The sequence below is a fragment of the Campylobacter sp. CNRCH_2016_3089 genome (assembly GCF_025772505.1).
GTDB classification, from domain to species: domain Bacteria; phylum Campylobacterota; class Campylobacteria; order Campylobacterales; family Campylobacteraceae; genus Campylobacter_D; species Campylobacter_D lari_D.
In genome coordinates this window covers 30,534-42,476 of record NZ_JAKMSF010000002.1, presented here as the reverse complement: position 1 = coordinate 42,476, position 11,943 = coordinate 30,534, and the positions used below count along the sequence as shown (strand labels likewise).

The 11,943-nt window shown below is 27.7% G+C and carries 15 protein-coding genes; 5 read left to right on the top strand and 10 right to left on the bottom strand.

Annotated elements, in window-relative coordinates:
• Position 1 precedes the first annotated feature (1 nt).
• From L8W69_RS01435 to L8W69_RS01415, 5 genes are read left to right on the top strand one after another with little or no spacing between them, the layout of a single operon-like run.
• Entirely contained in the window at positions 2 to 325 is a 324-nt protein-coding gene (locus L8W69_RS01435) for a hypothetical protein (RefSeq protein ID WP_133319383.1), read from the top strand.
• Positions 297 to 1,688: a pilus (MSHA type) biogenesis protein MshL gene (gene mshL, locus L8W69_RS01430; protein WP_263666255.1), complete on the top strand. Its 1,392-nt coding sequence runs from the start codon at positions 297 to 299 to the stop codon at positions 1,686 to 1,688. The genes L8W69_RS01435 and mshL overlap by 29 nt, the downstream gene beginning before the upstream one ends.
• Complete coding sequence (locus L8W69_RS01425; protein WP_133319381.1) at positions 1,669 to 1,998, top strand: CDC27 family protein; 330 nt, start codon at positions 1,669 to 1,671, stop codon at positions 1,996 to 1,998. The genes mshL and L8W69_RS01425 overlap by 20 nt, the downstream gene beginning before the upstream one ends.
• Positions 1,991 to 3,508, top strand: coding sequence for a GspE/PulE family protein (locus tag L8W69_RS01420; protein WP_263666254.1), 1,518 nt, complete (start codon positions 1,991 to 1,993; stop codon positions 3,506 to 3,508). The genes L8W69_RS01425 and L8W69_RS01420 overlap by 8 nt, the downstream gene beginning before the upstream one ends.
• A complete protein-coding gene (locus tag L8W69_RS01415; RefSeq protein WP_263662831.1) occupies positions 3,505 to 4,665 on the top strand; it encodes a type II secretion system F family protein in 1,161 nt (386 codons plus the stop codon). The genes L8W69_RS01420 and L8W69_RS01415 overlap by 4 nt, the downstream gene beginning before the upstream one ends.
• On the opposite strand, the gene L8W69_RS01410 is transcribed toward L8W69_RS01415, so the two are convergent.
• From L8W69_RS01410 to L8W69_RS01365, 10 genes are read right to left on the bottom strand one after another with little or no spacing between them, the layout of a single operon-like run.
• On the bottom strand, positions 4,662 to 5,414 hold the full coding sequence (locus L8W69_RS01410) for a TSUP family transporter (protein WP_133319378.1): 753 nt from the start codon (positions 5,412 to 5,414) through the stop codon (positions 4,662 to 4,664). The genes L8W69_RS01415 and L8W69_RS01410 overlap by 4 nt on opposite strands.
• Entirely contained in the window at positions 5,399 to 6,148 is a 750-nt protein-coding gene (locus L8W69_RS01405; RefSeq protein ID WP_263665551.1) for a TIGR02757 family protein, read from the bottom strand. The genes L8W69_RS01410 and L8W69_RS01405 overlap by 16 nt, the downstream gene beginning before the upstream one ends.
• Positions 6,148 to 7,977, bottom strand: coding sequence for a flagellar hook-associated protein FlgK (gene flgK, locus L8W69_RS01400; protein ID WP_263666253.1), 1,830 nt, complete (start codon positions 7,975 to 7,977; stop codon positions 6,148 to 6,150). The genes L8W69_RS01405 and flgK overlap by 1 nt, the downstream gene beginning before the upstream one ends.
• A gap of 10 nt (positions 7,978 to 7,987) precedes the next feature.
• A complete protein-coding gene (gene flgN / locus L8W69_RS01395; RefSeq protein ID WP_133319375.1) occupies positions 7,988 to 8,422 on the bottom strand; it encodes a flagellar export chaperone FlgN in 435 nt (144 codons plus the stop codon).
• Between the two features lie 42 nt (positions 8,423 to 8,464).
• On the bottom strand, positions 8,465 to 8,671 hold the full coding sequence (locus tag L8W69_RS01390; RefSeq protein ID WP_133319374.1) for a flagellar biosynthesis anti-sigma factor FlgM: 207 nt from the start codon (positions 8,669 to 8,671) through the stop codon (positions 8,465 to 8,467).
• Between the two features lie 60 nt (positions 8,672 to 8,731).
• Positions 8,732 to 9,097 carry a rod-binding protein gene (locus L8W69_RS01385; protein ID WP_207921002.1) on the bottom strand — a complete coding sequence of 122 codons (366 nt, stop codon included), beginning with the start codon at positions 9,095 to 9,097 and terminating at the stop codon, positions 8,732 to 8,734.
• Complete coding sequence (locus L8W69_RS01380; RefSeq protein ID WP_263666252.1) at positions 9,097 to 10,143, bottom strand: flagellar basal body P-ring protein FlgI; 1,047 nt, start codon at positions 10,141 to 10,143, stop codon at positions 9,097 to 9,099. Before L8W69_RS01380 ends, L8W69_RS01385 begins: the two co-directional genes overlap by 1 nt.
• Positions 10,144 to 10,201: 58 nt before the next feature.
• Complete coding sequence (locus tag L8W69_RS01375; protein WP_263666251.1) at positions 10,202 to 10,858, bottom strand: RsmD family RNA methyltransferase; 657 nt, start codon at positions 10,856 to 10,858, stop codon at positions 10,202 to 10,204.
• Positions 10,851 to 11,246 carry a hypothetical protein gene (locus tag L8W69_RS01370; protein WP_263659833.1) on the bottom strand — a complete coding sequence of 132 codons (396 nt, stop codon included), beginning with the start codon at positions 11,244 to 11,246 and terminating at the stop codon, positions 10,851 to 10,853. The genes L8W69_RS01375 and L8W69_RS01370 overlap by 8 nt, the downstream gene beginning before the upstream one ends.
• Entirely contained in the window at positions 11,230 to 11,934 is a 705-nt protein-coding gene (locus L8W69_RS01365) for a hypothetical protein (protein ID WP_263666250.1), read from the bottom strand. Before L8W69_RS01365 ends, L8W69_RS01370 begins: the two co-directional genes overlap by 17 nt.
• Positions 11,935 to 11,943 lie beyond the last annotated feature (9 nt).

Sequence of the window (11,943 nt, the reverse complement as noted above, 5' to 3'; positions counted from 1 at the left end):
TTTGTTTCGAATTTTTTTTCTTGTTTTATGGGTAATTAATGCTTTTGGTGTTAATTATCCATTTTTAAATCAAAATTGTTATGTTGATAATTTAATTTCAATTCAAGATCCTTTTTTTAAAAAGACTACAAATATAAAATCTAATTTTTCTTTGCAAGCTATTGTTTCAAATAAGATTAAGATTAATGATAAGTGGTATGCTTTAAACGATTATATTGATGGTTTTAAAATAGTTGAAATTAGAAATTCTCAAGTTGTATTAAAAAAGGAAGAAAAAATAATGGTTGTAAATTTGTATGAAAAAAATAGTATTTTTATGTATTAATTTTTTGTTTTTTACAAATGTATTTGCCATGCAGTGTAATCAGCATTTTTTTAATATAAGAGTAGAAAACAAAACTTCTTTGCTTGAAATTTTAAATGAACTCGGAAGAGAGTGTGATTTTAGTATTATTATCAAAGATATTTTTGCTCAAGAAAAATTAATGCATGCTCAAAATTATTTACATATAAAGAAAATGTCTTTAAGAGAGATTTTTAAGCTTTTATTGGTGGAAAACAATCTTGCTTATGAATACGATAAAAATGCTTTAAAAATTTATGGAAAACAAGTTGAAACTTTTAAAGTGCATTATATAAGTTCTATTAGAGAAGGACAAAGTATTACTAAAGCTTCAGTGGATTCTAGACCAAAACAAGGAGATTATGATAATTATAAGGAAGTAGATAATTTAGTTATTAGTACTGATAAATTTGATTTTTGGGAGAAAATTTCAGAAGAAATTCAAGCTTTGTTGGATGAAAATACAACTAAACCTATTGTCAATACTAATGCAGGAATTATTACTTTAAATGCAACTCCATATGAACTTGCAAGAGTTGGAAAATATTTAGATGACTTAAATAAAAGACTTAAAAAACAAGTTTTAATTGATGTAAGTATTGTTGCTGTGCATTTAAACAAAAATCATTCAAGTGGAATTAATTGGCAAGAACTTGCTTTTAAACTTAATGGTGATGATAATGATTTTATAATTAATAAAGATGGTGTTAGAAATATTAACTTAAAAGCAAATATTGAAACTAAAGCTATTTTAAATTTATTACAAGAAAATGGTAAAACAACTATACTTTCTAACCCAAAACTTATGGCTTTAAACAATCAGCAAGCTATTATTTCTATAGGCGATACAATAAATTATCAAGTAAAAGAAAGTTCTAAAGGAACAGAAAATGGTACAGTAGTTAGTGAAATATATAATAATTATTCTATTTTTGTAGGAATTTTACTTAATATATTGCCTGAGATTTCAGATGATCATAAAATTATGCTTAGGATTAATCCAAGCTTGAGTGATTTTAAATATAGTTTTGATAATCATAGACAAAGCAAACCAAGAAATATAGCGCCAGATACTATACAAAAAAAGCTTTCTACTGTAGTTGAGGTTGATGATGGACAAACTTTAATTTTAGGCGGATTGATTAGTAAAAATACCATTAATAATCATAATGAAATAAGCATTTTATCTAAAATTCCACTTTTTGGAGCTTTATTTCAAGGAAAACAAAATTATGAAGATATTAGCGAAATAGTTTTTATTATCAAACCAAGTTTAGTAAAAACTAATAATAAAATTTTAAGTTTAAAAGACCTAGGTTTTCAGCATGAAGATGATATGTTTTAAAATCTTAATATGTTTTTCTTTTTTAAATGCTATAGAAATTCAAAACAATAGTTTCGATCAAAACATATTTTATGAAAAATTCATTAATCAACCAAACTATGAAAATGCTTTAAATTTAGCAAAATATTTTTATCAAAATAAAGAATACAAACAAGCAGTTTTTTGGGCTATAGAAGCTAATGATTTTGATTTATTGCAAAAAGAAGCTTGGCTTGTTTTTATTAATGCTAAAATAAAACTCGGAAGATATGAAGATGCTTTAATAGCTAAAAAAGAATACGAAAAGCTTTTGGAGATTTATTTTGAGTGATACACATCAAAAATTAAAAAACTTAAGTGAGTATTCTTTAAAAGAAATTGCTTCTCAATATAAAATGGAATTTTTAAATTTAAATCAAACTTTTGATTTTGAAAAATATCTTCACATTTTGCCTTTTTCTTTAATAGAACAACATGATATTTTTTGTTTTTATGAAGATGATGAAAAAATCCATATAGCTTCCTTTAAACCATTAGAAGAGAATGTTTTGGAAAAAATACAAAATTTATATCGTTTTAAAACTATCAAGATTTTTCTTTGTGTTTTTACACAATTTGAATTTTTGCTAGAAAGAGTTAAATTTTTAATTAAATTTCAAAATCATCTTAATAGATTAGAGCTTAGTTTGAAAAGTGATGAAAATAAAGATGAATTTTTATTAGAGCAGTTTTTGAATTTAATTTTAACTTATGCTTGTTTTTTAAGAGCAAGTGATATCCATTTAGAGCCTTTAGAAAATGAAGTATATATAAGATTTAGAATAGATGGGGAGTTAAAATATATATATAGTTTTGATGCAAAATCATACCAAGCCTTATTGTTGCATGTAAAAATTATTGCTTTGCTTAATGTAGCTGAACAAAGACAAGCTCAAGATGGGAGTTTTTCTAAAATCATTTTAGAACAAAAATATGATTTTAGAGTTTCAATTATGCCTTTATTATTTGGACAAAGCGTAGTGTTTAGAATTTTAAAACAAGATGGATATGTTTTAAAACTTGATAAACTTTTTATCAAAGAAGAAAATTTAATTCAGCTGAAAAAACACACGAATGCACCTTATGGTCTGATTTTGTTTTGTGGGCCAACAGGGAGTGGTAAAAGTACTTTTATGCATGCTATTTTAAATGAAATTGAACAAAGTAAAAAAATCATCACTCTAGAAGATCCTATAGAATATAAACTTAAATATGCTCAACAAATTCTTTTAAATTCTAAAGCCGGATTTGATTTTCACAAAGCTTTAAGAGCAGTTTTAAGACACGATCCTGATGTGATTATGATAGGTGAAATTAGAGATGAGGATAGTTTGGATATAGTTTTAAAAGCTTCTTTAAGCGGACATTTAGTTTTAAGTACCCTACACACTAATGGCGCTATAGAAGCTATTTTTAGAATGAAGCATATGGGTGCAAGAGAATACTTAATAGCTCATTCTCTTAATTTAATTATAGCTCAACGATTAGTAAGAAAACTATGTGAATGTAAAGAACCTAACAAGGAAAAATTTTACTTTCAAAATCAAGTTTTTGAAGGAAAATTTTACAAAGCAAAAGGTTGTGTTGAGTGTATGTATAGTGGATATAAAGGGCGTTTGATGGTAGCTGAATTTTTGTTTTTAGATCATAATTTAAAAAATATGATAGAAAATAATGCAAATTATGAAAATATTTTAACATACGCTTTAAAAAAAGGTTTTTTGACTTTAGGTATGGATGCTTTAGAAAAGGCAAAACTTGGCTTAACAAGTATAGATGAGTTAAGAAAGATTAGTTTTTGAAAAAATTTGTTATTTTTTATGTATTAAATAAAGAGCAAAAACAATATATAATAAGGGCTAGAAATTTATATGAAGCTAGAAATTTTGCGTTAAAGTCATTTGTAAATATTATTAGTGTTGAAGAATATTTCAAACCGATAAAACATAAAATCAAAGAAGAAGAGCTTATTTTCATTCTTAAGGATTTAAATATGATCTTAAAGGCAGGATTAAGCTTACAGGAAGCAATTTTAGAATTTTTAAAATCAAGCTATGAAAAACAAAATATTAAAATTTTTAATACAATTTATAATAAACTCAATAATGGAAGTTCTTATAATGAAGCCTTTAAAGATATTTTAAATTCTAGAGAATGTGCTATTTTAAAAATTTGTGATGGCAGAGAAGATTTACATAAGGCTCTTGATATTATTATTAGTTTAAAAGAAAAAAATCTTTATAGTTTTAAGCAGTTAAAAAAGGCTATAGCTTACCCACTTTTCGTTTTTATGTGTATTATTTTTGCTTTTTTTATTCTTATAACTTTAGTTTTGCCTGAATTTAAAACTTTATTTTTACAACTTGAATTGGATTTGCCAAAAATCACTCAAATTCTTTTTATTATAGCTGATTTTTTTAGTCATTTTTACATGATTATTTTATTAAATATAGGATTTTTTATAATACTTACTTATTTTTTTAGGAAGTCTTTGTTTTTTCATAAAATTCTTTTTTATTTTCCCATTTTTGGAAAAATAATATTTTATCAAGATAAATTTTGCTTTTTCTTAATTTTTTCATATTTATTAAAAGCAGGGGTGGATATAAAAAGAGCTTTTAAACTTGCTTGTGAAGGTATAGAAAATCAATTCTTTAAAAACAAAATGTTTATTATAAAGACTTCATTTGAATCAGGACTTGATTTAGCTCAGGCTTTTTCTAACACAAAGCTTTTTGAGTCTTTTGTGATAAGAATGTTAAATTTAGCTTTAAAAAGTTCTAAATTAGATGAAAGCACTTATGAGCTTGCTTTGTTTTATGAGTATAAAAAAGAAAATTATACTCAAAAGCTTTTGAGTGTTTTGGAGCCTTTGATGACAATTTTTATGGCGAGTTTGATTTTAGTTTTAGCCTTGGGTGTATTTTTACCTATGTGGCAAATTAGTCAAGAAATTTAAGCAAGATAATCATAAGCAACCTTAGCTATAGTTAAAGCAACCATAATCAAAAAGAGTTTTTTGATAAAAGTTCCTTGCGTTTTTAAGACTAGTTTTGATCCTATAAAAGCACCTAAAATTTGGCCTATACCCATTAAAATACCAACTTTCCAAAGCACCTCATAAGAGTATAAAAATACCCCTAAAGCTACTATATTACTAGTAAAATTTAAGATTTTAGTATTAATGCTTGCATTTTTCATGCTAAAACCAAGAAATATCACGCAAGCAAAAATCCAAAAAGATCCAGTACCAGGTCCTAAAAAACCATCATAAAAACCAAGTAGCAAGCCAAAGATAATTTGAAAGCTTGTAGTGCTCATTTTAGCTTTATTATGTACATGGCCTAAATCAGGCTTGAAAATAGTGTAAAAAAAGATTAAAACAAGGCAAATTAATACAATGATTTTAACAGCATTTTGATCTATTAGTAAGACTGCATAAGTTCCAATGGCAGCACCAATAGCAGTAAATAAAATTCCCAAGGCTATCTTTTCTATATGCATAGATTTTCTATAAGCTAAAACCGCAGTGAGTGATCCAAAGGTGCTTTGAAGTTTATTAGTAGCTAGGGCTAAATGAGGAGGAATACCACAAGCAAATAAAGCAGGTATGGTAATAAGCCCACCACCACCTACAATCGCATCAACACAACCTGCAAAAGCAGCAACAAAGAATAAAATCACATAATAAGTTAATTCAAGCTCCATAAGCTTTCCTTGTTTTGTCCGATTCTATATAGAGCAAAATCATATTTTATAGGATCAGTAGGATCGAATTTTTTAAGACTTTGCGTAAGTTCTAAAACACTTTTAAAATCATAAATCTTACGCTTTAAAAGCTTAAGTTTTAATGAAACTTTATGAGTATGAGTATCTAAGGGTATGAGTAAATCTTTTTTGTCTATATTTTTAAACAAACCTAAATCTAATTCATCTTTTCTTACCATCCACCTAAGATACATATTGTATCTTTTTAAAGGACCTTTTGGAATGTTAAATTCTTTTGAAAAGAAAAATTCATAACCATAACTTTTATAAGGATTAAGCTTGTAAATTGTTTCTATGAAAGCTTTTATTGCTTGTGTTATGTTTTGCTCTTTTTGATAAGTTTTGGTAAAAATATTTTCTATACTATCTTCATTTTTTAAGCGCTTGAGTGTGATGAAAATTTGAGCTATATCTTGAGAGTTTTGAAAGCGGTATTTTAGATTTTTGCATTCTTTTTTAATAATCTCATCGTTTCTTTCAAGCAAGGAAAAATCAAGTTTATTTAAAAAATTTACAATATTTTTAGCATTCCCATAGGCAAATAAAGCACAAAGCAAGGCTATATTTTCATCTTTATAAACACTTGCAATTTGCAAAGGATCAGGATGAGAAAAAAGCTCTTTTTGAGTGTTTTTGCTTAAAATTGCTTCATCTAAAAGAGCTTTAATTTGCATTAAGATTTTAAACCAAGTAAGGTTTCAAGCATTTGATCAACGGTAGTTACGATTTTAGCTGCAGCGCCATAACTTGCTTGATATTGTATGAGTGCTGCTAATTCTTCATTGGTATTTACACCACTTTTTGATTGGTATTCTGCATAAGCTGTATTAAATACCGTCATATTAGTCGCATGCGCAAAGCCATTGCTTTCAGCATCTGAAGCAATTTGGCCTGTAAATTTTCTATAATATCCATCCAAAGTCATAGTATCTACTGTACCATCTTTATTATAAAAATTTACTTTTTGATTTTGAAGTTGCAACATAGCATTAGCTACATCGTTATTTCCATCAACTCCGTTTGAACTAGCTTTTAAGCTATTTGGATCATTTCTAATGCTTGAATTTACATTAATGCTACTTGCATCTTGACCATTAAAAAATGAAGATACATTTAAAGCGCCTGGGAAATTTGTGCCATTGTCTTTAAAAGCTATTTTATAACCTTTTTTTAAGCCATTGATTTGGAAATTTCCACTATCACTTTTTCCATCATAATGATAAAAGGCTTGAAAATAATCATTTAAATCATTACCGCTAACACCATCTTTGTTATCATCAATATCTGCATTGATTTGTTTAATAACATCTTCTATAGTGGTATTGACATCTATTTTTATAGTTCTAGTAGCTACTGCCTTACCTTCTTCATCATAAACTGTGATGTCAAAGCTTCCTGCTTGGATGTTTTTATCATAACTCATTAAAGAAGTATCAGATTTTAAACCTTTTAAATCATCTGAATTTACTTTATCGGTTGCTGCTTGAGCATAGACATTATTAGTTTGAGTTATGAGTGTTTTTGTAAAGGTATTGAGCATATCTTTATACTCTTGTAATTTTCCATCGCTGTAAGTATCATGATTGCCATCATAATTTCTACCTCTAAGATCAAGTTGAGCACCAAGCTGTCCGCCTGAAATTTTGCTTGTTAAATCATAGCGGTTTTCATCATTTACTTCATAATAAATTTGATAAAAACCATTAGGGTTGTTATTATCTAATTTTAAAGGGTGAAAGCTAGAGCCATTTACTATACTAAAACCTTGAATACTTAAATCATAATATCTTCCAGAATCAGTCATGGTAGATTCTAAAGTACTATCTTGAGAGCTTGTTCCTTTCCAAGCAACAGCATTAACTAACTTTGAAAGTCTAAGTTCAAGTTCATCTCTTTTGTCTCTTAGTTGATTTGCATTATCGGTAGGTAAAACTTCTTCATTTTCAAGTTGTTTATTAATATTTGCAATTTCTTGACCAATGTTATTAATCTCATCTACGGTTTGTTGAATTTGCTCATTAACGGTTTGTTGCATTTTGCTAAGATCTTGTAATGTTTTTTGTATGTTTTGAGCTAATGTGTTTGCACTATTAACAAGATCTATTTTACTTGCTCCATCGCTTGGGTTGGAAGCAAAGTTATTCCACGCATCATAGTAATTTTTATAATCTTGTAAAATACCAGTTCCTTGCATATCAGGAAATCTTTGACTTGCTTCTTGTAAAATTTGTCCTAAATAATTTGTATAGTTTTGTTGAGTAGTGGCGTTTTTTAGCTCATAATAAGAATGCTCATCATGCAATCTTTTAATAGTATCAATTTGCGTACCTGTTCCTAGGTGTAAGCCACCTCTATCAAGAGACATACCTGAACTTTGCACCGCTCTTTGTCTAGTATAAAATACTGCATTTGCATTAGAGATATTGTTACCTGTGGTATTGATTTGAAGTTCAGCAGCTCTTATACCACTAACCCCTGTATATAAACTATCAAAAATTCCCATGACTTAGCCTTTAAACATTGATCTTAAATAATGAATCTGGAATTGTCTTATTATCCCCATAAGCATTATTTGTTCCATTTTGTTCAAACATTGTGTTTAAAAGATTGTCGTAAAAATTTTTAATAATAAGAGCTAGCTTAGCATACTCTTTATTTTTTTGGTGCAAGGTATTTAAATTTTGCTTTAAAAGAGCAAGTTTTTCTTTATCTTCATCATCTAAAAGTTCGTCTAAACCCTTATTGTTTCCTTGATTGCTAAGTTCTACTAAAGCCTTATCAAGATTTTTTTTAGCAATTTGAAAATCATTTACAAGTTTAGTTTTTTCTTCTACGCTTTTGCTAACATGTTGGTGATTAGCAGCTTGAATTTGAGCTATATCTTCTAAAGTAAGATTGATGAGTTTTTCTAAAATAGAATTTGTTTTGTCTAAGTGTTGTTTAACCATTTTTTATCCTTTCTTAGGCACTAACCCAAAAAAGGATAAAAATTATAATAAAGAATCTACTATTGCTTTTGAAGTGGCTTGCAAGTCTATTTTATACTCGCCATTCTTTATTTGTGAAGCAATAAAAGATGCCTTATTTTCTTCTACCTTTTGAGTTTCTTTTGCCTTGTTATTTTCTTTGTTTTCTGTTTTATTTATATCGCTAGTAGCAACTTGAGCCACATAGCTTTGATGTATAGGGTTTATCATTTTAAGCCTCCAGTTCTATTGAAAAACTCTAAGAACCATATCGACACTTAAAAAAATAACTTAACGCCTTTCTTTTAAATAATCAAATAATAATTTTGAAAAACCTAAACCACCACTTAATGCTTTACTCATAGTATCATTATACATAGATGAATAAATTTCATCACTTGCATCTTTTCCAAATAAAGAATTTTCTTGTTTTAAAGAAATATCCAAAACACTTTTGATTAAGAAAGCTTCAAAAGCATCGGTTTGTTCTTTTAAAGCTTTATCTTCATCATTTAATGCTTGTATATGAGTTAAATCATTTTTAAAAGCACTATCTGCATAGTTTTTAGCAGCCTTATAGCTATTATTATGCTTGGTAATGTTTTCATAAAGCTCACTGCTGTAATTTTTGCTCGCTAAATAATTATCAACTCTCATCATATCACCTCTAATTCAGCACTGATTGCACCAGCTCTTTTTAGATTTTGCATAATAGCTATGATATCATTTGGTGCTGCTCCAAGTTTATTTAACATTCTAGCTATGTTTGCTACTGTTGTTTTATTGTTTGTGATTTTTAAAGTATTAGATACAGGGTCTAAAATACCACCATCTTTCATATCAATTTCATTTTGTCCTAAAGCCACGGTATTGTTTGGATCAATTTTTATAGTAATATCTTTATGAGTAATTAATATAGGTTCAACTTCTATATTTACTCCCGCAACGATAGTTCCTGTTCTTTCATCAATGATTACTTTGCTTTCTGGGGTATAAGCTATATCTTGTTCTAATACTCTTGCCATAAATTCAACATGAGAAAATTCTTCAGGTTTTGTTAATTTTATAGTTCTAGAATCTAAAGCTTTTGCTATATCTGCGTCAAAAATAGTATTTAAAACTCTTTCTATGTTATTAGCTGTTTTAAAATCTGCTTCTTTTAAGCTTAAAATCAAATCTTCACTTTGACTAAAGTTTTGTGGAATTTCTCTTTCTACTACAGCGCCATTAATAACATTTGCTGAGGTTGAGTGTGTTCCTGCTGCACCTGGTCTTGGGCTAAGTCCACCTATTGCTAAAGAACCTTGAGCTACTGCGTAAATCTCTCCATCAACTCCTTTTAGAGCCGTCATAAGTAAGGTTCCACCTTGTAAAGATTTTGCATCACCTAAAGAAGCCACACTTACATCAAGCTTATCCCCACTTCTTGCAAAAGCAGGAAGCTTTGCTGTTACCATTACTGCTGCTGTATTTTTTGATTTTATATCACCTGGGCTAACTTTTACATTCATACCCTGAAGCATATTTGAAATAGATTGTAGAGTAAATTCACTACTTGTACCATCTCCACTTCCGTTTAAGCCAACAACCAAACCATATCCTATAAGTTGGTTATCTCTAACACCTACTACATTAGTAAGTTCTTTAATAGTAGCTGCAAAAATGCTTAGATTTAATACCAAGCAAAATAGTAATATTCTCATCGATTCTTCCTTTAATCTATGCTATTTTCATAAAATTAAAGCAAAAAAAGTTCCAAATTTATATAAAGGAGTAAAAACTTAGAGTAGTTGAGCCAAATTTTTTTTCTTTAGTTTTTTCATAATCTTGTATTTTAGTTGGAGTTTTAAAAGTGCTGTGGTGTTCTATGATAATGATTTTTACATTTGAATTTTGTATATTTTCTATCAATTTTAAAGTTTTTTCATAAATATCAAAAAAACCTTCTCTAATATCAAATGGAGGATCAAGATATAAAATAATATCTTCTTTAGAATTTTGAATAATTTGAGGAGTTTTTTTAAAAGTATCATCATTAAAACAAAGGGTATTTTGATCAACACCAGAAGCGTTTTTTAAAGCTATTTCATAAGCCTTTTTATCTTTTTCTATGGCATAACTTTTTAAACAACCATTGCTTCTTGCTTCTAATGCCATCAAAGCACTTCCTCCAAAGGCCTCTATAAAAACCTTATCTTGTAAAGAAAAACGCAAAACATTAAAAACACATGATTTTACTATGCTTTTAGTGCTTCTTGTGGTATCTAGGCTAGGAAGTAAAATTTTTTTACCCTTATAAATTCCACTTTCTATGGTGGTGTAAATTTTTTGAGCTTGTTTTTTTGAGCTTGTTTTTTTATTCTCTTTGTAATTTTTTAAAAAATCTCTTACGCTTTGATATTCTTGTGTTTTATGCATTATTATTTTCTTCTTTGATAAGATTTTTTAACTCTGTTTTATAAAGATCAAATATTGCATCGATTTTTTCATGACTTTCTTGGCGTAGTTGTTCTAAAATGGCTTCACATTTTTGATTCATAATTTTTTTCTCACGCATTGCTATTTTATAGGCAATATTTTGCAAGCTTGCATTGAAATCATTTAAAGCACATAGCAACTCTTCTATGTTAAAAGGGTGAGTTAAGAAATTTGATTTTTTGTTGATGATAAATTGTGGCTTTTGTGTGTTGATTTTTTCATCACAGACTAAAAAATCACAATCTTTTTTTAAAACTAAAAAATCTTTTAAAGCAATTTCTAAAGTTTTTTCTAAAATTAAATCCTTGCATTCAAGAGCGATTTTCATTGACTAAACTCACTTTTAATTTGTGTTTTTTTAAAGTGTATGGTACTATACCTAGAGCTAAATTTGCAAGCTCTGCGAAACTTAAAATATAAAAATCTTCAAAATTTCTATTTGAAATTGCTTGTAATTCTTTAGAACACTTATCAAACATATAAAAAGAATAAAAATCTTCTACAACTAAAAAATCACAACCACTATCATAAGCATCTAAAATGATTGCTGCTGCACTTTTATAAGCTAATTGCGCATTTAAACTTAAGAACCCATAGCCACAACTCTTATATTTTCTTTCAAAATCAATTATATTTGCTTTAAGAATCTTAGCAAGTTCTAAAGAGCAATTAGCATGGGAAAATCCTTGATATACACCTATGTTAAATTTATCAAAAAAATATTTAATGTGTTCTGTTTTTAAGTATTTTAAAAAAAACTCTGGAGCGTATTTAATCTTATCGATTTTACTCATAATTTCATAAGAGCTATATTCGCAAGCTAAAATATTATTCTCACTCATCATTCTAGAATATTCATCTAAAATATCTTTAGGATCATAGTCAATAATAAAATAATTTTTACCCAAAGGTTTTTCACATAATGTGCTTTCAACACCGACTGTATCTAAGACATTTTTGATAATATCAAAATAACAAAATAAATCATTATTGCTATTGGTATAAATTTTATACATTTTAATTCC